General features: G+C 48.9%; 20 protein-coding genes. 9 read left to right on the top strand and 11 right to left on the bottom strand.

All coding sequences use genetic code 11. The features are described from left to right. The first annotated feature begins 133 nt into the window (after nt 1-133). Nucleotides 134-1972, top strand: coding sequence for a glycoside hydrolase family 11 protein (locus tag B3A20_RS10720; protein WP_290764569.1), 1839 nt, complete (start codon nt 134-136; stop codon nt 1970-1972). 197 nt (nt 1973-2169) lie between these two features. On the opposite strand, the gene B3A20_RS10715 is transcribed toward B3A20_RS10720, so the two are convergent. Both B3A20_RS10715 and dapA read right to left on the bottom strand, forming a co-directional pair. Beyond that, on the bottom strand, nt 2170-2883 hold the full coding sequence (locus tag B3A20_RS10715; protein WP_290764567.1) for a hypothetical protein: 714 nt from the start codon (nt 2881-2883) through the stop codon (nt 2170-2172). Between the two features lie 94 nt (nt 2884-2977). After that, nucleotides 2978-3934 (bottom strand): 4-hydroxy-tetrahydrodipicolinate synthase, encoded by a 957-nt coding sequence (dapA, locus tag B3A20_RS10710; RefSeq protein WP_290764565.1) that lies wholly within the window; start codon nt 3932-3934, stop codon nt 2978-2980. Nucleotides 3935-4315: 381 nt separating this feature from the next. Here dapA and B3A20_RS10705 point away from each other — a divergent pair, with 381 nt between their 5' ends. The 6 genes from B3A20_RS10705 to B3A20_RS10680 all read left to right on the top strand — a co-directional run bounded on the left by B3A20_RS10705 (nt 4316) and on the right by B3A20_RS10680 (nt 10928). Further along, complete coding sequence (locus B3A20_RS10705; RefSeq protein WP_290764563.1) at nt 4316-5305, top strand: PD-(D/E)XK nuclease family transposase; 990 nt, start codon at nt 4316-4318, stop codon at nt 5303-5305. Nucleotides 5306-5469: 164 nt separating this feature from the next. Continuing rightward, nucleotides 5470-7083, top strand: a complete 1614-nt coding sequence (locus B3A20_RS10700) for a phosphomannomutase (protein ID WP_290764560.1) — start codon at nt 5470-5472, stop codon at nt 7081-7083. A gap of 29 nt (nt 7084-7112) precedes the next feature. Next, nucleotides 7113-7832 (top strand): hypothetical protein, encoded by a 720-nt coding sequence (locus B3A20_RS10695; RefSeq protein WP_290764558.1) that lies wholly within the window; start codon nt 7113-7115, stop codon nt 7830-7832. Nucleotides 7833-7961: 129 nt separating this feature from the next. Next, the gene (locus B3A20_RS10690) at nt 7962-8705 is read left to right on the top strand and encodes a YebC/PmpR family DNA-binding transcriptional regulator (protein WP_073424666.1); all 744 of its coding nucleotides are present in this window, start codon (nt 7962-7964) and stop codon (nt 8703-8705) included. Between the two features lie 188 nt (nt 8706-8893). Next, nucleotides 8894-9655: a hypothetical protein gene (locus B3A20_RS10685; RefSeq protein WP_290764555.1), complete on the top strand. Its 762-nt coding sequence runs from the start codon at nt 8894-8896 to the stop codon at nt 9653-9655. 205 nt (nt 9656-9860) lie between these two features. Beyond that, nucleotides 9861-10928, top strand: coding sequence for a hypothetical protein (locus B3A20_RS10680; RefSeq protein WP_290764552.1), 1068 nt, complete (start codon nt 9861-9863; stop codon nt 10926-10928). A gap of 56 nt (nt 10929-10984) precedes the next feature. On the opposite strand, the gene B3A20_RS10675 is transcribed toward B3A20_RS10680, so the two are convergent. Genes B3A20_RS10675 through obgE form a run of 4 tightly spaced genes read right to left on the bottom strand, consistent with a single transcriptional unit; the run spans nt 10985 to nt 13968 of the window. Continuing rightward, the gene (locus B3A20_RS10675; protein WP_290764550.1) at nt 10985-12073 is read right to left on the bottom strand and encodes an N-acetylmuramoyl-L-alanine amidase; all 1089 of its coding nucleotides are present in this window, start codon (nt 12071-12073) and stop codon (nt 10985-10987) included. A gap of 59 nt (nt 12074-12132) precedes the next feature. Continuing rightward, entirely contained in the window at nt 12133-12603 is a 471-nt protein-coding gene (smpB, locus tag B3A20_RS10670) for an SsrA-binding protein SmpB (protein ID WP_012820191.1), read from the bottom strand. After that, the gene (locus B3A20_RS10665; RefSeq protein WP_012820190.1) at nt 12584-12934 is read right to left on the bottom strand and encodes an HU family DNA-binding protein; all 351 of its coding nucleotides are present in this window, start codon (nt 12932-12934) and stop codon (nt 12584-12586) included. Before B3A20_RS10665 ends, smpB begins: the two co-directional genes overlap by 20 nt. A 32-nt stretch (nt 12935-12966) precedes the next feature. Next, complete coding sequence (gene obgE, locus B3A20_RS10660) at nt 12967-13968, bottom strand: GTPase ObgE (protein ID WP_012820189.1); 1002 nt, start codon at nt 13966-13968, stop codon at nt 12967-12969. Between the two features lie 347 nt (nt 13969-14315). On the opposite strand from obgE, the gene B3A20_RS10655 reads away from it, so the two are divergent. Further along, nucleotides 14316-15053 carry a hypothetical protein gene (locus tag B3A20_RS10655; RefSeq protein WP_290764546.1) on the top strand — a complete coding sequence of 246 codons (738 nt, stop codon included), beginning with the start codon at nt 14316-14318 and terminating at the stop codon, nt 15051-15053. 70 nt (nt 15054-15123) lie between these two features. Here B3A20_RS10655 and argC read toward each other — a convergent pair whose 3' ends face one another. The 5 genes from argC to B3A20_RS10630 all read right to left on the bottom strand — a co-directional run bounded on the left by argC (nt 15124) and on the right by B3A20_RS10630 (nt 19002). Further along, the gene (gene argC / locus B3A20_RS10650) at nt 15124-16089 is read right to left on the bottom strand and encodes an N-acetyl-gamma-glutamyl-phosphate reductase (protein WP_290764544.1); all 966 of its coding nucleotides are present in this window, start codon (nt 16087-16089) and stop codon (nt 15124-15126) included. Nucleotides 16090-16215: 126 nt separating this feature from the next. Then, nucleotides 16216-16713 carry a YchJ family protein gene (locus B3A20_RS10645; RefSeq protein ID WP_012820180.1) on the bottom strand — a complete coding sequence of 166 codons (498 nt, stop codon included), beginning with the start codon at nt 16711-16713 and terminating at the stop codon, nt 16216-16218. 198 nt (nt 16714-16911) lie between these two features. After that, the gene (locus B3A20_RS10640) at nt 16912-17532 is read right to left on the bottom strand and encodes a methyltransferase (protein WP_173356641.1); all 621 of its coding nucleotides are present in this window, start codon (nt 17530-17532) and stop codon (nt 16912-16914) included. After that, the gene (gene rlmN, locus B3A20_RS10635) at nt 17526-18599 is read right to left on the bottom strand and encodes a 23S rRNA (adenine(2503)-C(2))-methyltransferase RlmN (protein ID WP_012820178.1); all 1074 of its coding nucleotides are present in this window, start codon (nt 18597-18599) and stop codon (nt 17526-17528) included. The genes B3A20_RS10640 and rlmN overlap by 7 nt, the downstream gene beginning before the upstream one ends. Before the next feature lie 40 nt (nt 18600-18639). Next, a complete protein-coding gene (locus B3A20_RS10630; protein ID WP_290764537.1) occupies nt 18640-19002 on the bottom strand; it encodes a helix-turn-helix domain-containing protein in 363 nt (120 codons plus the stop codon). Between the two features lie 282 nt (nt 19003-19284). On the opposite strand from B3A20_RS10630, the gene B3A20_RS10625 reads away from it, so the two are divergent. Next, a complete protein-coding gene (locus B3A20_RS10625) occupies nt 19285-20022 on the top strand; it encodes an SDR family NAD(P)-dependent oxidoreductase (protein WP_290764535.1) in 738 nt (245 codons plus the stop codon). Nucleotides 20023-20074: the final 52 nt, after the last annotated feature.

Below are 20074 nucleotides of genomic sequence, written 5' to 3'. Positions count from 1 at the left end.
GAGGCGAGCGGTCGTATAATGTAAAATTATTGTCGTTGTTTTTTTCAACAACAAACATTTGTTTAATGTAGGTCTTTTTTCATCTGACTCTCATATATTATGTTCAGCATAACTAAAATGTGAGGAGTATCATATGAAAACATTTAGTGTGACCAAGTCTAGCGTTGTTTTCGCAATGGCTTTGGGAATGGCGACGACTGCTTTTGCTCAGGATTTCTGCAGCAACTCGTCGCATTCCGGTCAATCCGTGAAAATTTCTTCGAACCAAGTCGGTAAAATCGGTGATATCGGTTATGAACTTTGGGACGAAAATGGTCATGGCGGTAGCGCTACGTTCTATAGCGACGGTTCCATGGATTGCAGCATCACGGGCGCTAAGGACTATCTCTGCCGTGCTGGTCTTTCCCTTGGCAGTAACAAAACCTATAAGGAACTTGGCGGCGACATGATTGCCGAGTTCAAGCTTGTGAAGAGCCCGGCCCAGAACGTTGGGTACTCTTACATTGGCGTTTACGGCTGGATGGAAGGCGTTTCTGGAACGCCTAGCCAGTTGGTTGAATACTATGTGATTGATAACACTCTTGCCAATGATATGCCTGGTAGCTGGATTGGTAATGAACGAAAGGGAACCATTACGGTTGATGGTGGTACCTATACAGTTTATCGCAACACTCGTACCGGTCCTGCAATTAAATCCTCGGGCAACGTTACGTTCTATCAGTATTTTAGCGTGCGTACCTCGCCTCGCGATTGCGGTACCATCAACATTTCCGAACACATGAGACAGTGGGAAAAGATGGGCATGACCATGGGTAAGCTCTACGAAGCCAAGGTGCTCGGTGAAGCGGGTAACGTCAATGGTGAAGTCCGCAATGGTCGTATGGATTTCCCGCATGCCAAGGTCTATGTGAAAAACGGCTCTGATCCGGCTTCTTCCTCTTCTGTGAAGTCCAGCTCTTCTACAGTAACGCCAAAGTCCAGCTCTTCGAAGGGTAGCGGCGTTGGTCCTGTTGTCAGCACTGAATTCTGCAAGGATGCTCAGCACACTGGCGATAAGAAGACCGAAAACGGCAACAAGGTGGGCTCCATCAACGGAATTGGTTATGAACTTTGGTATGACCGTGCAACGTCCGGTTCGGCAACGTTCTATTCCGATGGCTCTATGTCTTGCTCTTTCCAGAACGCTGGTGACTATCTCTGCCGTTCGGGCCTGTCCTTCAATAGCGACAAGACCTACAAGGAACTTGATGGCGATATGCTTGCTGAATACAAGCTCGTGAAGCAGAATGTTAATGGCGCTGACTACTCCTACGTGGGTGTCTATGGCTGGATGGAAGGCGTGCCGGGAACGCAGAGCAAGTTGGTGGAATACTATGTGGTCGATAACTGGTTGAGCCAGTACCGCCCGGGTGACTGGGTTGGCAACAAGAAGTATGGTACATTCACGATTGACGGTGCCGAATACGATGTTTATCGCAACACTCGTACAGGTCCTGCAATCAAGTCTAGTGGCAACGTCGAGTTCTACCAGTATTTCAGCGTCCGTAAGCAAGCTCGTGATTGTGGCGTCATCAACATTTCCGCTCACATGAAGAAGTGGGAAGAACTTGGCATGACGATGGGTAAGCTCTACGAAGCCAAGGTGCTCGGCGAAGCGGGCAGCAATGGCGGTGGCGTTTCTGGTACGGCAGACTTCCCGCATGCAAAGGTCTACGTGGCAAAGGATGAACCGGTGTCTAGCTCTTCTGAAAAGGTAGAATCTTCTAGCAGCACGACAGCTCTTCCGGTCGCACACAAAATGCAACTCAAGAGTGGTAATTTCCAGGTGTTTGACATGCAGGGCCGTTATCTCGGCAACATGAAGGTCGATGCCGGTGCCTCTGTAAATGAAGTGCTTAAGACTAACTTCAAGAATGCTGGCATCTACATGGTGAAGCAAGGCGTTTACATGCAGCGCTTCTCTGTGAAGTAACAAGTCTCTCCTCCTAAAGACTGTAAAAACGCTCTCCGTTGGGGAGCGTTTTTTGCATGTTGAATAAATTTTGTGAAATGCTTGCGAACGTCGGAAATGTCGCGAAATTTTTTGGGGGGGATGCCGCGCGTCTCACGCACAAGAAAACGCGAGTCCCGAAAAGAAATTCGCGTCAATACTTTGTCTAAAGTCAAAGACTACTTCTTAGACTTTGCACTCTTTTTAGGAGGATGAGCAGCGATCTTCTTCACGCTCTTGTCTTCTTCCTTAGCAGCCTTTTCAGCTTCCTTGAACATGGCTTCGACCTGTTCGAGAGCGCCGTTCGGATCTTCTTCAATGATTTCAGAAGCTTCGTCCACGAGCTCAGCGAATTCGTCATACCAGTCCGCGAAAATTTCGACTTCGAGGTGGTCCACACCCGGAACCGTCAAGCGCACGCCGCAGCATTCGCCAACGCGGTCGAGGAACTTTGCAATTTCAGGACGGAGGAGGGAGAGATCAAGACCGTCGAGGTCTTCCGGTTCAAGAAACACGCCATCGACCTTGTCGTCTTTTTCGGTTGGTGTGCTTGTCGAACCATTCTTGGACTTCTTCTTGTCGCCCTTCTTGCAGTCGCAGTTGTCACCGCAGCAGCAAGTGCAGCTACCATCAGCACCGTTCATGGCGAGGTATTCTTCATCGTCGATGCCGCTGTCGTAGTAGAATTCGTCGTCTTCCAGATAAAGTGTTTCAACGAAGATTCCCTTTGCGCCGAGAGTCTTGGCTGCTGCCAAGAATTCCTTGAGGTCGCCGCCAAAGTAGCGAGTTGCTTCGGCTTCTTCGTTCAGAGTCTGCACCGGAATCGGGAGAAGCTTCTGCTTCTTGATGTGTTCGCAGACCAAGTCGGTAACGGATTTTTCATTCTTAGCCATTGTGATTCTCCTGAATTATAGAACTTAGATTTTAGAACTTAGATCTTAGAACCTAGCGATTATATCTAAGTTCTGCCAACTAAGTTCTACCAACTTATTCATGATACTTCTTTAAGCTGGTTGCCTTCTCGTCGATGAGCTTCATGATGCGGGCAACAGCGTCAGCACCGTTAGCCGTGTCCTTCACGCTCACGAGCGGCTGGAACAACGGGCTGTTGAAGAGCGTTCCGAGAGGAATCGGGTTCTTGCGGCAGAACGTGGCGTCGATGTAGTCACGAGCAGCCTTCTGCAAATTGTGAGCCTTGTCCTTGTCGCCAGCCTGGAAAGCCTTGTAGAGGTCAACGAAAGTCTTGCAAGCTTCCGGGATGTTGCCCGTTGCGCTCACGATACCGGTACCACCCATTTCGAGGAGGTCTGCAAAGAGACCGTCTTCACCGCTCATCACAGCGAAGTCCTTGCCCTTTGTTTCCTTGATGACGCGCATCGTGTCTTCGTGGAACTTTTCGCCAAAACCAAATTCAACCGCCTGCTTGAGACCGATGATGTTCTTGTCTTCGGCAAGAGCAATCAAGGTGTCCGGATGGACATAGCTGGATGTACGGCCCGGAACGTTGTAAATAACAATCTTTGCACCCGTTTCGCTACTGAGCGTCTGGTAGTGCTTGAGCAAGCCTTCCTGCGGCGGATTGTTGTAGTAGCCTGTAACGCAGAGGACCGCCACCGGAGCAATCTTCAAAACGTTTTCAATCATCTCGATAGATTCGCGCGTGCAGTTGGAGCCTGCGCCTGCAATCACAGGAACGCGACCGTCAACGTAGTCGAGCGTGAACTTAATGATATCCAAGTGCTGCTGCGGAGAGACCGTTGCACTCTGGCCCGTCGTCACGGCGGGGAGCACACCACTAGCACCAGCTGCAATAACATCGTCAATCATCTGCCCCATCTTCTTGTAGTCGATGGAGTTGCGAAGGTTCTTAGGATCGTCGTTCTTGAGCGGGGTGAACAACGCGGGGAAAACACCAGTAAGTTGAGAAGCGTTTGTAATTTGCATAGTAACCTAAATATATAAAAGTAGGCAGTAGGCAGTAGGCAGTAGGCAGTAAATTGTTATTGAAATTGCTCCGTTTTGCAAAGGTAACGAAATAGCCTCATCGGTGATTTTGTTGGCGACAGATTATTTCTATTAGGTGGGGGAGGGATCCCCCTCGCTTCAGCCCCTCCGGGTCTTCCGCTACCCCCTCGAACGGGGCCTCAGACGCCGGCCCGTAACGCCCCGGCTTGATGCTGAAAAATTAACTTTATCCGAAATTGTTTTGTTGTCTGTGTTAAAATCATTTTACTCGACTTTCAAAAAAGTTTTGGGCCAAATAGGCGTCAAAAGCGTGTTGATATAACGGGCGGGGATGTTCCTTGCCGTTATAAGGACATGCAAATGGCAAATGAAAATAAGTCTTTGTTGACAAAACCGTACATCGTCAAAAACGCAGATGGCGTAGAATACTTGCTCCCGTATTATCCAGCGACGTTCCGCGCCTTGCTGGATGACAAGGACACGATTCGTGACCTGCTGAACAGTATTCTTGAACTCGACCATGATCACGAAATTGTCGACCTCAGCTATGCATTCGAAAAGTATATCGATGTGTTTATGCCGGGGGATGAACCTATGCGTCTTGACGTGTGGGTGGCGACGCGTGACAGCCGCTTTATGAATATAGAGCTGCAAAACCGCGAACATCCGTTCTTCTTGGACCGTATGCAACTTTACAACGCGTATCTAACGATACGTGGCAAGCATGACTACAATCGTTCGGAACGGTTTCTTGCGATGTCCGAAAAGGAAAAGAAGGCTCATTATTACGAGGTGCCTGAAACCGTTTCCATTTGGCTTTGCAGATTCCCGATTTTGGAGCCGAGGGAAATTTACAAGGATACATGGACGCTATACAGCAAACATGATGTGAAGATGGGAGCGGCCTTGCCGTTGTTCCCGAAAAATAAATATATTATTGTCGATTTGGTGAAGTTCTTGAAGCTTCGCAAGGGCGTGAACTCCCGTGAAGATTTCTGGCTTAGGCTCATTTCAAGGGGCCCGCTTGAAGTCCCCGAATCGGAAGACCCGCTTCTCAAGAACGCTTTGGACCGCTTGCGGGTAAGCAATGTTGATCCTGAACTTTTGAAAAAAATGGAGCAATTCATGTTCGACGAAATGCATGCATACGATGCCGTTATAGCCGAGAATTTCCTCAAGGGTAAGGAGGCCGGGATTGCCGAAGGCGAAGCCAAGGGGAAAGCTGAAGGCAAGTCGGAAGGTAAAACTGAGGGCCACGCTGATGCTATTAGCGTTATGCAGGCCATGGGCTTGCCTCCTGAGCAAATAGCCGAGGCGAAAGCTAGGCTTGATGCTTTGAAATCGAAGTAGTCGTTGCAATTTAAGAAACAAGTAAAAGTCAAGGCTCACATAAAAGTGAGTCTTTTTTTTACAAGAATTGTAACCCCTTGTTTTAGGCGTTTCTTCCTACTGTCTACTTCCTACTTCCTACTAAATTTCTATCTTTGCGACGTTAAAACTACAAAGGAACCCCTATGGAAAACATTACCCAGATTTGGAAAAAGATTCAGTCCCCCGAATTCAACCCGGCTACCGATATGAACCTGGTTGAAACCGTGAAGCAGGTCGCATTGACCTCCCAGGAACCGGCTAAGGTCAGCTTTGGTACCTCCGGCTGGCGCGGTGAAATCGGTTCTGAATTCACGCTCCGCAACTTGCAGGTTGTCGGTGCTGCTATTGTGCGTTTGTACAAGGAAGCAACTCCGGAACTCTTCGAAGCTCTGGGTGTCAAGGATTTTGCTGAACTCCAGAAGCGTGGCGTGGTCGTTGGCCACGATAACCGTTTGCTCGGTCACGAATTCTGCGAAGCTGTCGCAGACCAGTTTGCAAAGGCTGGCGTGAAGGTCTACTACGGTGGTGAAATGCCGACTCCGGAATTCTCCGCTGCTATCGAAATGCTCGGTGCTGCCTGCTCCATCAACATGACTCCGAGCCACAACCCGAGCCACTACAACGGCATCAAGTTCAACCCGGCAGATGGCGGTCCTGCAGGTCCGGAAATCACGAACGTCATCACCAAGCTTTCTAACGAAATGATGGCTACCTGGAAGTTCGAACCGGTCTCCAAGGTTGACTGGGAAATTATCGACTCACTCAAGATTTACAAGGAATTCCTCGTCAAGCAGGGCACAATCAAGTTCGACCGCATCAAGGAATTCATCAAGAAGGGCCGCCTCACGCTCGTGTGTGACCACGTTCACGGTTCTACCCGCCGCCGTCCGGCAGCTCTCCTCGACAATCCGGAATGCCTCATCACGCTCCGCAACGAAGATGATCCTTTGTTCGGCGGTATCGCTCCGGAACCGTCCAGCAAGAACCTCGAAAAGGTCCGCAAGGTCCTCGACGAAAGCAAGTCCTGGTTCCGTCTCGGTGCAATCTTTGATCCGGATGGCGACCGTATCCGTTTCTACGACGGCACTCGCGAAATCGACATGAACCAGTTCGGTGCAATCGCATTCCACTACATGGCAACCTGGCGCAAGGAACAGGGCTGCGTGGCTAAGTCCGTTGCAACTTCCAACTTCGTGAACATTATTGCTGAAAAGCTCGGCGTTCCCGTGATGGAAACTCCGGTGGGCTTCAAGAACTTCCGCCCGTGGCTCAGCCGCAATGCCAAGCAGAAGGCTCTCGTTGCATTCGAAGAATCTGACGGTATTTCTGGTCTCAACAACACGCTCGAAAAGGACGCCCAGTTCGGCCTCCTCATCGCTCTCGAAATTCTCGCTACGACTGGCAAGAACCTCGGTGAATACCTCGACGCTTTGTACGAAGAATATGGTCGCTTCTATCCGACTCGTTCTGGTTTCGAAGTCGACAAGTCCCTCGTTGGTGAACCGCTCAAGGCCAAGGTCAACGCTATCGCCGATATCGCTAAGCCGGGTGCAAAGGTCATGGTTGGCGGGAACGAAAAGATTGTGAAGCAGCTTCTCACGCTCGATGGCGTGAAGGTTATTTTCGACGACGATTCCTGGATGCTCGTGCGTCCGTCCGGTACGGAACCGAAGGTCCGTATTTATACGGAATGCCGCAACCCGGACGAAAAGGATCCGATGTTCGAAGCTGCCAAGGCTCTGTTCTTCAAGAACTAAGAATAAATTAATCGAATTGGATTAGGGAAATGAAAAAAATTCTAACGGTCATCTTCCTTGCGTGTGCATTCGTGTTTGCGCAGGAAGGCTCCATTAAGCCGGATTTTCAGGCTTTCTCTGGTGCCTTGATCAAGCTTAAAAAAGCTGAGAAGGGTTTCCACAAGTTCAGGCTCCGAGTCAATGTGGCTCCGTGGGCATTCCTTGCGGAAGGTGAAGTCCAGGCTCCTGGTGGAGATTCCGATGTCCTTATAACGGCTCTTTTCGATAGAGCGCTTTACGCTGTGCTCGCCTACATCCCGGATAAGATTGCTGCCGGTTCCGATGGCGAGGAATACAACGTGGGCTTCTTCGACATGATGCTTTATTACGACGAGGAACCGACTAGAATTCGCAACTTGTCGTTCAAGCTTTTGCCGCCTGCAAATGACAGCTGGGCACAGAGCATTTTAGATGATGCTCTCCAGTCTGGTTCGCTTCTCGGTAAAATCTGGAGCGGTAAGTACGAACGTGAAATTACTAGGGCGTCTGCGGTACCTATAGACAAGACGAAACTTGTCGAGATGCAGCAGAAGCGCCAAGCGGCTAAGGCTCTCGAAGCTGAACGCAAGGCTAAGGAAGAGGCGGACCGCAGGGCTCGTGAAAAGGCTGAAAAGACTAAGTTCAAGTCTAAAAAGCACGATGACCTAGATTGTTCTAGCCGCAAGCTCACAGCCAAGCAGAAACGCCGCTGCAAGATGAATGGAAAATAGAACTTAGAATCAGTCAATAGTCATTGGTCAGTGGTTCTTAGATATAGCTAGGCGGCAACGCCGCGATTATTTAAACTACAAACTAATAACTAATGACTAACAACTTTTTTTAACAACTAGAGGTAAATTATGTCCGGTCACTCCAAATGGGCCACCACCAAACGCAAGAAAGCCAAAACCGACGTCGCTCGTGCAAAGGCTTGGAACAAGCTGATCAAGGAAATCTCCATCGCTGCTAAGCTCGGCGGCGGCAACCCTGACGCTAACCCGCGTCTCCGTGCTGCAATCCTTAAGTCCAAGAGCCAGAGCTTGCCGACTAAGAACATCGAAAGCGCTATTGCCAAGGGTACGGGTGCTAACTCCGGTACCGAAATGACGGAACCGCTGTACGAAGGACGCGGCCCGGCAGGCATTGCCATCATGGTGCAGTGCATGACCGACAACAAGGTCCGTACGGTTGCTGAAATCCGTAACATCTTCAACAAGAACAACGGTTCCATGGGCGAATCCGGTTCCGTTTCTTGGGCATTCACCTACAAGGGCGTGATTGTCGTCGATGCTGAAAAGTATCCGGAAGACCAGATCATGGACCTCGTTCTCGAAGCTGGTGCAGAAGACATGAGCACCGAAGATGGCGTTCATGAAATCTCCACTTCTCCGGAAGCTTTCGACGCCGTTTCCAAGGCTCTCGAAAATGCTGGTATCGAAATGATGAGTGCAGAACTCAGCTACGTCCCGAATGACCCGGTCAAGCTCGGGCACGACGACGCTGTCAAGCTCCTCAAGCTCATCGACAAGTTCGAAGACCACGACGACGTTCAGGAAGTCTACCACAACGCCGAAATCGACGAAGCTGACATGGACGCTGAATAATTAGACGAGAGAACGCTCGCGTCGCTCGCTACAGACGAGAGACGAAAGAGCGGCTTGTCTTGCATGTCATTCCCGCCACCGAGCGGGAATCTCCATTTCAAAAAGAGAACTGTTGCTTTGGCAACGGTTCTCTTTTTTTATTGTAAAATAATTATATTTTATTTAATATTTTAACTACAAAGGCATTTATGTTCAAAAAAATTCTCTTTTCTCTTGCTGCACTTTCCATTTACGCGAATGCCATCAACTGTCTTGAGGCTTATTTCAAAACCAAGCCGGTGGATTATTATGTCCCGGAAGACTATGTTCTTGACAGCCTTTACAGGGCGCCTGCAGAGGGTGCGGATTCAAAGCCTTGGTCCAAGAAATACTATTACACGCCTGGAAATTCTCTTCCGGATAGTCTTGTTTTGATGGATTCGAAAGATACTGTTAAAACTGTTTTCCATTATACTCAGAAAGCGGATACCTTGAATGGCATGATTACGCTTGTAATCAATAACGATGGCGAACTTTTCGGAACGGTCAAATATATGAAGGTCGCTGATGATATGCATCCTTATGCTTTTTATAGATCTAATTCGGGGAAGGTTGACACGCTTAATGGATATGTAAATCTTAAAGACGAAGAGACTCTTGTTGAGTACAAAAATGGAGAATTTATAAAAGTACTTTTGGATAAAAAAGATCCAAATGTCTGTCATATCGGCAACCCTGATGATGAAAAATATGTGAAGATTACTTACGAGGCTCTGGGCCAAACAATTCATCTTACTGAGGAAAATTCGTCTACCTTGACAGAAATGTTCTTTATCCCGCTGTATCCTCAAGAAGAAACGATTGGAATCCGAAAAATCCGACCGGCGGCGGCGAACATTAAAAAGTTCCAATACTTTGACTTGCTCGGTCGCCCTGCAGTAAACAAGCACTCCGTGCAAATCCGTAAGTAGCCTTACGTCATCCTGAGCGAAGGCGAAGGATCCAGTTATTTTTTAGAGAGAACTGTTGCGAAAGTGACAGTTCTTTTTTTGTATGCAATGATGCTTGCGATTGTTGTTCTTATTGGCGGAATGTCAACGTTTTTTTTTCATCTGATTGTTTTCTGAAATCATTTTTTATGATAAATTATATATTAGAGAATAAAGGAGAAATTTTATGAATATTCGCAAGTTTTGGCGTTTGAGTTGCTTGTCTGTCGCATCGCTTTTCTGGGCCAGTTGTTCTGATTCAAATCCACAATTTCCAGTAGCCCAGGCTGCGAATCCAGATTCATCGGCAGATGTGGGTAATCTCTCGTCTGCATCTTCAGAAACTGAATCCAGCGCGTCGGTGGAGTCTGTGTCTAGCTCGTCACAGATTGAACCCTCAAGCTCCGCGAAATCATTTGAATCTTCTAGTTCGACAATTGTGCCGCCACAGAGTTCCTCTGATACTCCTGTATCGAGTTCTTCAAGTGTTTCTAGTTCATCTACAATACCGACTTATATTTTGGCTCGCGATTCTTCTGTGACTTGCACCAGAACCTGGCATACAGTTTCGATTTGTGCTCAAGACTACGATTGCAATGATTTAAAAAATTTCTTAGAGCAAAAACAATCCGTATCAGAAAAACTTTTGACATATTGGGAAGACGAACTAGCGTCGTGTGAAGCTGTTATTGAACAGTTCGCTCCATTATATGGAATAGGCCCCTGTGCTTCTACTCGTATGAAATACGAGATGAAATGTTCTAATGATAGTACTTATAAAAATTTTAGAATAGATGGAGATCTAGCTTATACGTGCGAGAAAGAGTACAATGACGCTCATGGAATTGTTCCCGAAGATTTAGTTGAATCTTGTCCACAAGAAGGCTTTGCTTTGTTTGTCGATATTCTTGCCGATGTGCAAAAAGCATTATACGAAAAAATAGTCAATGAATTGATGAAGGATTCATCCTTGACGGAATCCCAAACCGCATATTTAGAAAGTCTTTTAGATCGCGAAAATAAAACTTTAAAATATAACCTTGCTCCATATTTTACGGAAAATGGAGACGTTAAATATACGAATGGCTTGAATTATGAGTCAGAAAACTGGTTTAGCGGCTACATCGCCAAGACCAAAACCTGCGAAAATGACACGCCCGTGATAACGGAACGCTACAAACAAAAGTACGATGCAATTTTGGCGGAATGCCTTGAAATCATTGAGAAAAATTCAAAGGCTGCAAACGCGAAATAAAAAGCCTAATTTCGAAATTCTAAGTTCTAAGAGCGCAGCGGTCTAAGCTCTGCCAACTATCTTCCGAGTGTTTCGCGGTAGGTGTGGACGGCGTCCTTGTACTTGCTCACTGCTTGTGCAATGCGGTCGGCGAGATCTTGCTGGCCTGCCTTACTCATCATGTAAGCTTCGTCTTCTTCGTTGCTGATAAAACCAAGCTCAATGAGTACTGCGGGCATCATTGCGCCTACGAGAACCATGAATCCCGCACCGCCGACGCCTGTGTTCATCTTCTTGATTTTTCCGCCATCGAAACTGTCTAGCAGTTTTTCCGTGAATAGATAACTAGTTTGTTTGTACTGCTCGAGGCGGGCCTCAAGCTTGAACCATTCCAGCGGTGAAAGTTCGTCCTTGGCGTTCTTTTCGCCGTAGAGTGTGGCGACCGCGTTTTCACGACGGGCTATGGCCTTGTCCTCTTCGCTTTCCGGTGCGCGCAGCACGTAGAACTGGTAACCTTGGATAATCTTCTTGCGCTCTTCGCTTGCGTCAATGGCGTTACAGTGCAGGCTGATGAAGAGGTCGCCATCCCACTGGTTTGCAAGCATGGCGCGTTGGCGCAGTTCAATGAAAACGTCCTTGCTGCGGGTGAGCTTCACGTTGAAGCCTTCGTCTGCAAGGTTCTTGCGCAAAAGCTTTGCAACCGCGAGAACGATATCTTTTTCTTGAGACTTCTTGCCCGAAGCGCCAGGGTCCTTGCCTCCGTGTCCTGGGTCAATTACGATGGTGCGGACTTCGCGCGTGCCGGCGATTTCTTGCTTCGGAGCCTTCGGCTTTACGACAACCGGCTGTGCAGGTTTCTGTTCGGCGGGCTTTGCTATCGGCTTGGCTGGCACAGTTTCATTTGCTTTGGGCTGTGCGGTTTCGACCTTCGTTACAGGGACTGCCGCAACCTTACTGGAGATTTTCTTGGCGTCGTTTTCCGCAATCCACAGGTGCCCGTTATCGAGCTCCGGCGCTGCCGACAAATCGACCGTGCGCCCGTTGCGCGTCATGTACGGAATGCCGACGGCAAACTTGAGCGTGTCCTTCGCAGAAACAATCGAGAACGTCTTTTGTACCGGATACCAGTGGAACGAACCCTTGATTTCGCGGGCGACAGACTCCACATCGACCCTTGCCGAAGCAGCGAGGGCGAGACTAGATGCGACTAGCAGTAAAGCTAAAATTAGCGATGAGCCTTGGCGGCGCGAGCCATTTCCATTTTGGCGTCGCGGACGAGAATGTCCTGTCGCTTGTCGTGTTGATCCTTGCCTCGGCATATTCCTACTTCGAGTTTTGCAATACGGTTCTTAAAGTACATTTTCAATGGGATGATCGTGCATCCCTTCAATTCCTTCGCCTTGCGCATCTTCTGGATTTCGTGCGTGTGGGCGAGGAGCTTTCTCCTGCGGGCTGGGAAATGGTTGAAGCGGTTGGCGAAAAGGTATTCATCGATATGCGCACCGACGAGCCAGAGTTCATCTTTGTTTTCGTCGATATCAATCCACGCTTCGCCCAGAGTGCATTTGCCGTTACGGATAGACTTGACTTCCGAACCGATGAGCATGATTCCCACTTCAAAAGTTTCATCTACAAAATAGAGGTGGTTCGCCTTGCGGTTCTGGATAACGGGCGTACTAGATTCTTTCTTGATCATCTTTAGGGACAAAAGCCTCTTCTAAGTCGAAAGGAACGTTGTTGATTTTTTCGATCAGGTCCTTGCTGGGTTCGAACACCGGGCGCACCTTGGCGGGAATGTTCACGAGTTCGCCAGTTTTGGGGTTCCGTGTGCGGCGTTCCTTGCGCTGTTTATTCTTGAAGCGACCGAATCCACGCAACTCGATATTGTTGCCCTCGATAACGCAATTGGAAATCGCGTCGATGAGTTCTTCCACGATGACTTTGGTTTTTACTTGCGTAAATCCTGTCTGGGAAGCGATTTCATCAACGATTTCCTTCTTAGTTATGTTGGACTGAGTCGCCTTCATATTAAAGAATTTACAATAATTTTAAGCAACCGTTACGCTTTTTTGCTCCAACCGATGCTTTTTTTGTGCATATGGGGTACTGCAGCGTCCAAAGCCTGCTGGAGTTCTGCGCAACCTTCGCCAGTAACAGCCGATGTGATGACCACTTTCTGGCGGTGCTTCTTGAATTCCTTGATGGCGTTTTCGATGCCGAGGTCGCTCTTGTTGAGTGCAACGACAAAGTTCTTTTCGGCAAGCTTCGGGTGGAATGCCTTGAGCTCTTCCTTCAAGACCTTGAACTGTTCGTAGGCGTTTTCGGCAAAACCGTCAATCACAAAGAGCAACGTGTGCGTACGTTCGATATGCTTGAGGAACTGGTGGCCAAGGCCCTTGCCTTCGCTGGCGCCTTCCAAGAGACCCGGAATGTCCGCGACTACAAAGCTGTGGCCGTTCACCTGAACGATGCCGAGCACCGGTTCAAGCGTCGTAAACGGATAGTCGCCAACTTTCGGGCGGCCGCTAGAAATCTTGTTCACGAGGCTCGACTTGCCTGCGTTCGGGAAGCCCACGAGACCCACGTCTGCCATGAGCTTGAGTTCGAGGAACAGCTGGCGGACTTCGCCCTTTTCACCCGGAGTGCACTTGCGCGGTGCCTGCACCTTCGGGGTTGCGAAATGCTGGTTGCCCATGCCGCCCTTGCCACCGCGAGCCGCAATCCACTTCTGGCCCGGTTCAGTCAAGTCCGTGAGGATATGGCCCTGTTCGTCCTTGACGATTGTGCCGCGCGGAACGCTAATAATCAAATCTTCGGCAGATGCACCGGAGCAGCGCTTGGCGCCACCGGGCTGACCGCTCTTTGCCTTGTAAATGTGCGTGTTGCCCATGTCGAGGAGCGTGGTGTACTGCTCGTTCACCTGCAAAATCACGTGACCGCCACGACCGCCATCACCGCCATCGGGACCGCCGAGGGGTACAAACTTTTCACGATGGAAACTGCAGATGCCGTCACCGCCTCTGCCGGAGCGAACTTCAATATTTTTTTCGTCTAAGAACATGTATCAGTGATTAGTGGTTAGTGGTTAGTACGCAGTGAAATCACCTATTTTCAACGTAAAATGTAGAAATTTTTGCGATTTGGGGAAGAGGGCGTTGTGTGGTGATTGCAGTAATTTCTCTTGCCTAGCCTCGGGCTCACCTTCTCTTTTGTAAAATCTTTTGATTTTTGCAAACGGTAGTTTGCAAAATAAATCGCCCGACGGACGACCCCTTGTTTTTGAAATTGGTCAAATCTATATTACGGTCAATCCCAATTTGTGGGTATTGTTTTTTCGGTTTAAAAAGCCTATATTGTAGAAGGATAATTCAGCAACTGAGGCGTAATTATGGATAACGAAGCTTAGTCATGAAAGAAATCTTTAAAAATTCCTTTGGAATTCTTGCTGGGCTTGCCTCCATTGTGGGGGTAGGCCTTATTTTTGTCCGTTCAGATTATGCAATTGCTGTGGTATGTGGCTTTTATTGTATAGCCATAACCGTTCTTGCTGTTGCCATCTATAGAGCTGTGTTGAAGTCGCTCGTTTTTAGAAACAGTGGAAAATATCGTAGACTAGCTTCTTTTTGTACATTTGTATGTGATGATGGAAAGACTGCTCGATTTGAGGTTGTGCGATTAATTCAAGCCAAGGTTCCCTTTTTAGATAAAATTGAGCACAAGTATAAATGGCGAGGAAAAAATATTCCGAAAGTATTCGTTAACGATGCTGTTGTTCCTGTTGGTGCTCGACAGACTGGGAGTTCTGATTCCTATGATACCATTGTGATAAAATTGGATAGGGTTTTGACTTTTAATGAATGTTCTTCTGTTCGAGTCGCTTTTGAAAGCTCGTTATCGGATTCAAAACCGCGAATATGCTATAAGGTGGAAGAACCTACAGATATGTTACGATTTAAAGTTTTACTTGGATATGTGAATGAAAAATTGGAACCTGCAGTTCTTGTGCGTCAAAAAATTTCTTCTGAAGTGAATCCTGAAGAGGAAATAGTTCAAAATGTAGATTTCGATTTGGCTCATCGATCTTATTCATATGTTTTAGATAAGCCTGAAATTGGGTATTATTACATACTAACCTGGAACGTCTGATTTTTCACCTCCAAAAACAAAAAACGCCAAAACTCATGGAGCTTTGGCGCTTTTTGAAATTTAACTGGTATTAAACCAATCCGATTGTTTCGTCCAGCCCGAGCGCGATATTCATGTTCTGAATAGCAGCGCCGCTAGCACCCTTGCCGAGGTTGTCGATAATCGTCGTGACCTGCATGATGTTTTCGTTGCCGAAAACTTGGATACGGGCGTTGTTCGTGTCGTTGCAGACCGTCGGGTCCAAGCGGCCGTTGAAGAGCACCGGAGCGGCTTCGTACGGCAGGACCTTCACGAACTTTGAACCTTCGTAATGCTTGGCGAGGATTTCGGTCAAGTCCTGCGGACCGACCTTCTTCGAAAGCATGTTCGGGAAGATGGCGACCGTCACGGCCATACCCTTGTAGTAGGGGCCAAGCACCGGGTTGAAGAACGGGACGTTTTCGAGTCCGCAGTACTTCTTCATTTCGGGGAGGTGCTTGTGTGCGAGCGCGAGCGCGTACGGGGCGGGAGCCATGATGGCTTTCGATTCACCAGCCTTGTGGCTGAGGGCGTCTTCGGCTTCGTATTCTGCGATGAGCTTCTTGCCACCGCCGGAGTAACCGGTGATGCTGTAGGCCGCGAGGTTAGCGCTCTTCGGGAGGATTCCCGATGCAACGAGCGGGTGCACACCGAGGATAAATCCAGAGGCGTGGCAACCGGGGTTTGCAATGCGCTTGCTCTTGGAAATCGCTTCGCGTTGTTCGGCCGAAAGTTCTGGCATACCGTATGTCCAAGCCGGGTTTACGCGGTGAGCCGTGGAGGCGTCGATGATGCGCGTGTTCGGATTCGTGCAGAGGGCGGCGCTTTCCATGGACGCTGCGTCCGGGAGGCAAAGGAACGTCACGTCGGATTCATTGATCATCTTCTGGCGTTCGTTCACGTCCTTGCGGAGTTCTGGATTGATCTTGATAATTTCCAGGTCGTTGCGCTTGGCAAGTCTCTCGAAAATTTGCAGGCCTGTGGTACCTGCTTCGCCATCTACGAAAACTTTGAACATTTGATTTAGTTACTAGTTAATAGTTGATAGTTACTAGGATTATTAAGTTATTAGTTTATAGATTACAGCTACTAGAAATTCTTGTTATGAAATTCTAGTAACTAGTAACTCAGAACTCTTAACTTCTTACTTATTCGCTCCGCAGCACTTCTTGTACTTTTTGCCTGAACCGCACGGGCACGGGTCGTTACGGCCGACAACCGGACCTTCATGACGGACGGTTTCCTGCTTCACAGCACGACCATCATAGAAGTACCATGCACCGCCGACCTTGTGGAATTCGCCAAGTTCGTGGTGGTTGCGGGTGATGTTTCCCTGCTTGAAACGAGCGACAAATTCGACCCAGCCGATGTTCTTGTCTTCTTCGGTCTTGGTCTGCTTGATTTCGATGCCGAGCCATTCGGACTGACGGCTCCAGGCTTCTACGCTCGGTTCGTCAAAGTCGTCACGCTGTGTGGCTTCGAGGGAATCCTTGAGCCATGCAATTTCGTGCTTGGCATAAGCGGTGTAACGGGAGCGCATAAGGGCTTCCGGGGACGGGGCGAGAGTGGTCTTCTTAATAATCGGTTCGCAGCAATCGCAATAGGCCTTGCCAGAACCGCACGGGCATAAATCATTAGCCATAGTAAAATCCTTATAAAAAACTGGGCTAAAAATACAAAAAAATGGGGCGCCTGTGGAGTGCTCCGTGCATTTTTTACAAGCGCAAAGTCTAGAAAAAGAGACCCCGGCACGGAGGCCGGGGTGACAACTAAAATGTTGGCGGGCTTAACAAATTGAATGTACTAAGTTCTAAAATCTAAGTTCTGCCAACTAATACTATTACAGGCACTTCTTCAAGAGCCAGAATTCTTCCTTGCCTTCGCGACCCGGAATGCTGTTCGTGGGCTTGATGCGTTCAACAATATCGAATACGCCGTCCAGACGAGCCATGAGTTCGCCTTCGCTCATGCAGTGCGGAGGGCCTTGCATGGTCTTGCCGTTCATGAGCGGGTACATGAGGCAGATGAACACGCCGTCGTCCTTCATCATCTTGTAGCAGACTTCGAAGAATTCGTCGCGGCGGCCGGGATGGATTGCCGAGAACGTGCCGTAGTCATAAATGATATCGAACTGCTGGCCACCACGCTTGGCATCCTTCGGAGAAAGGGTGAACAAGTCGAGGTCGAGGGAGCGCAAGTTCTTATGCTTGCGGCTCAAGTGGTCCAGTTCATCAACGGCGGTCGGCGCAAAGTCGACTGCCAAAACATCGTGTCCACGCAAAGCCCATGCCTCGGCATCATAGCCGAACCCGGCACCTGGAATCAGCACGGAGCCCTCTGCAGGGCAGGAGGGGTGCTTGAAAAATTCAAGCAGGGCAGGAGTCGCCTTCTTGAAATTCCAGTAGTCCTTGCCTTCGGCATAAAGATTATCCCAGAATTCCGGGAGGTTTTGCGTTAACATTCTTTACCTTCCTTTTTGTACGCTAATTGTCCACACGCAGCAAGGATATCCCTACCGCGTGGATTGCGGATCGTGATTTGAATTTCAGCAGCTCGCACGGCGGCGAGAAAATCTTCCACCTCTTCGGGGGTGGGGGCGTGGAGCGTCGGGTCATCGCCGTCGTTAAGCACGATGGCGTTCACCTTCACGCGGCGCGGGGCGCAGATGCGGATGAGTTCCTTTGCCGCCTTGGGCGTGCAGGTGATGTTCTGGATGAGCACGAACTCGAACGTCACATAATTATCGGTGCGGCGGATGTATTCGTCAACCGCCTCCAAAAGTTTTTCGATAGGCCAGGTCTTGTTCACCGGCATCACGGACGAACGGTACTCGTTGTTCGTGCTGTTGAGGCTCACGGCGAGGCAGCAGGGCGTGTTGCGGTCCACGAGTTCCTTGATCTTCGGGACGACTCCCGAAGTGCTCACGGTCATGCGCTTTGCGCCCATGTTGAAAAGTTTTTGGTTATGGAGCGTGCAGCAGACGCGGTGGACGTTCTCGAGGTTGTTGAGCGGTTCGCCCATGCCCATGAAGATAATGTTCGTCACCTGGGCGACTCCGCCTTCTTCGTTCATGAAGCCGTTGTCTTTCAAGTACCAGTTGACGTTAATAATCTCTTCGAGAATTTCGCCTGCTTCGAGGTTTCGCGTGAATCCCATCTTGGCGGTGCGGCAGAATGCGCAGTTCATGGCGCAGCCGACCTGGGTCGAGACGCAAACGGAATAGCGACCGTTTGCCGGGATCATCACGGTTTCGATATGGTGACCGTCTTCGGTCTCAAAAAGCCACTTGACCGTCCCGTCGACAGAAACAGAACGCTGGTCTTCCTTGAGACCGCAAAGCGTGAACTGTTTTGCCATTTTTTCGCGGAGGGCAGGGGAGATGTTCACCATCTCGTCGTAAGAACGCACCTGCTGGCAGAATAGCCATTTTTGAATTTGGTCGGCGCGGTAGGGCTTTTCGTCAACGTCCCGAAGCCAAGCTTTGAGCTCGTCGGTTGTCAAAGTTTTTATATTGCGCTGCCATTCCATAGCTCTAAAAGATAGAAAATTTTAAGCTTTTTGTTAAGGGCTAGGGGGTGCGCTTGCCTCTCGCTTTTCGTATGTATTCTCGGGCTAGCTCCTCGCTGTCGGCTACATTTTGCAGGCTATGCTTGAATCTGTTTACATGTTTTGTGTTTTGCTGCCAAAAGAGACGCTGGTAAAATCGGTCTAGTTCAATCATTAGGGAACTGATGTTTGTTTTGAGCGCAATCGAAAGCTGGAAGAGTGTGTCGATTGAAGGAGTCTTCTTTCCACATTCCATCTGGGATATGTACTGCCTGGAAATCCCCGATTCAAGCGATAAAGAGTGTTGCGTGTGGCGTCGCTTTTGCCTAATCGAAATCAGGAGTTGCCTTATGGCTTCGTGAAGTAGGAGAGTGTCGTAATACATTGTGGCAAATTTTATCAAATTGTCAAAAAAGGGAGTGCATCCTTTAGTTTGCAAAATGAAGTAAATCTTTGATATCAAAAAGCGAGGTTTGATACTTTGTCAAAAATAGCAGGCCTTGCATAGTGAGGTTGTTAACCCTTTGTTGTAAAGGTGTCTTGAAAAAGAAGCCCTTTACCGGTGTGTACAAAAAACGACTGTGCGTTTATTACATTTATCTCGCCTAAAGGTATTTTTAGAGATGGAATAAAACTTGAATACGCGCATGGCGCAAAGGGAAACGGAATGATCAATGTAAAAGGTAAGTGGTGCCTCGTGACTGGCGGATGCCGTGGTGTGGGTCGCCTTGTGGCAATAGAAATGGCGAAACTCGGTGCAAACCTCATTTTGCAGGGGCGTGACAAGAGCCATGCCGAAAAAGTCATCGCTGAGCTTGCGCCGTATGGCGTGCAGGTGAAGGCGGTGGGCTGCAATCTCGAGAATGAATCCGAAATTGACGCAGCCCTTGCCGAAATCGATTCCTTTGGCGTGCAGGTGGACCTCGTATTCAACAATGCGGGCCTTATGAGCCACTATTTTTCGGACTACCTGACAAACACGATGGACGATTTCCGCCAGGCGATGGCCGTGAACTTCTTTGCTCCGATGAAGATTGTGTATCACTTTTTGCCGGGCATGATCAAGCGCGGTTTTGGACGTATGCAGCTCACCACGAGCGGTATCGCCAATGAACCGGAACTTGCCGCTTACGCTTGCGCAAAGGCTGCCCTTACCAAGTTCGTGAAGGATTTCGCCTGCAAGTTGAACGGCACCGACGTGATGATGAACGTGATGGACCCGGGTTGGCTCCGCACAGATCTTGGCGGTCCGAACGCCCCGAATGCCCCGGAAAGCGTTGTTCCTGGGGCTCTCGTAAGTGTGCTCCTCGACGATAAGAAGAGCGGCCGCTGGTTCAGTGCCCAGGATTACGTCGGGAAGACTGTAGCCGAAGCTGTCGAGGCCGGCCGTAAGGTTTGCGGCTAGCCTTTTCGTCACTAAAAAAATCAAATGCCAGACCCTGCTAAAAAGCGGGGTT

Origin of the sequence: Fibrobacter sp. UBA4297 (genome assembly GCF_002394865.1) — a bacterium.
Taxonomy (GTDB): domain Bacteria; phylum Fibrobacterota; class Fibrobacteria; order Fibrobacterales; family Fibrobacteraceae; genus Fibrobacter.
This window is presented reverse-complemented; position numbering and strand designations above follow the sequence as displayed.

Bases quoted from the DNA above. Each gene is read 5' to 3' on its own strand.
- B3A20_RS10720 (WP_290764569.1), top strand. From the start codon at position 134: ATGAAAACATTTAGTGTGACCAAGTCTAGCGTTGTTTTCGCAATGGCT.
- B3A20_RS10715 (WP_290764567.1), bottom strand. From the start codon at position 2,883: ATGGCTAAGAATGAAAAATCCGTTACCGACTTGGTCTGCGAACACATC.
- dapA (WP_290764565.1), bottom strand. From the start codon at position 3,934: ATGCAAATTACAAACGCTTCTCAACTTACTGGTGTTTTCCCCGCGTTG.
- B3A20_RS10705 (WP_290764563.1), top strand. From the start codon at position 4,316: ATGGCAAATGAAAATAAGTCTTTGTTGACAAAACCGTACATCGTCAAA.
- B3A20_RS10700 (WP_290764560.1), top strand. From the start codon at position 5,470: ATGGAAAACATTACCCAGATTTGGAAAAAGATTCAGTCCCCCGAATTC.
- B3A20_RS10695 (WP_290764558.1), top strand. From the start codon at position 7,113: ATGAAAAAAATTCTAACGGTCATCTTCCTTGCGTGTGCATTCGTGTTT.
- B3A20_RS10690 (WP_073424666.1), top strand. From the start codon at position 7,962: ATGTCCGGTCACTCCAAATGGGCCACCACCAAACGCAAGAAAGCCAAA.
- B3A20_RS10685 (WP_290764555.1), top strand. From the start codon at position 8,894: ATGTTCAAAAAAATTCTCTTTTCTCTTGCTGCACTTTCCATTTACGCG.
- B3A20_RS10680 (WP_290764552.1), top strand. From the start codon at position 9,861: ATGAATATTCGCAAGTTTTGGCGTTTGAGTTGCTTGTCTGTCGCATCG.
- smpB (WP_012820191.1), bottom strand. From the start codon at position 12,603: ATGATCAAGAAAGAATCTAGTACGCCCGTTATCCAGAACCGCAAGGCG.
- B3A20_RS10665 (WP_012820190.1), bottom strand. From the start codon at position 12,934: ATGAAGGCGACTCAGTCCAACATAACTAAGAAGGAAATCGTTGATGAA.
- obgE (WP_012820189.1), bottom strand. From the start codon at position 13,968: ATGTTCTTAGACGAAAAAAATATTGAAGTTCGCTCCGGCAGAGGCGGT.
- B3A20_RS10655 (WP_290764546.1), top strand. From the start codon at position 14,316: ATGAAAGAAATCTTTAAAAATTCCTTTGGAATTCTTGCTGGGCTTGCC.
- argC (WP_290764544.1), bottom strand. From the start codon at position 16,089: ATGTTCAAAGTTTTCGTAGATGGCGAAGCAGGTACCACAGGCCTGCAA.
- B3A20_RS10645 (WP_012820180.1), bottom strand. From the start codon at position 16,713: ATGGCTAATGATTTATGCCCGTGCGGTTCTGGCAAGGCCTATTGCGAT.
- B3A20_RS10640 (WP_173356641.1), bottom strand. From the start codon at position 17,532: ATGTTAACGCAAAACCTCCCGGAATTCTGGGATAATCTTTATGCCGAA.
- rlmN (WP_012820178.1), bottom strand. From the start codon at position 18,599: ATGGAATGGCAGCGCAATATAAAAACTTTGACAACCGACGAGCTCAAA.
- B3A20_RS10630 (WP_290764537.1), bottom strand. From the start codon at position 19,002: ATGTATTACGACACTCTCCTACTTCACGAAGCCATAAGGCAACTCCTG.
- B3A20_RS10625 (WP_290764535.1), top strand. From the start codon at position 19,285: ATGATCAATGTAAAAGGTAAGTGGTGCCTCGTGACTGGCGGATGCCGT.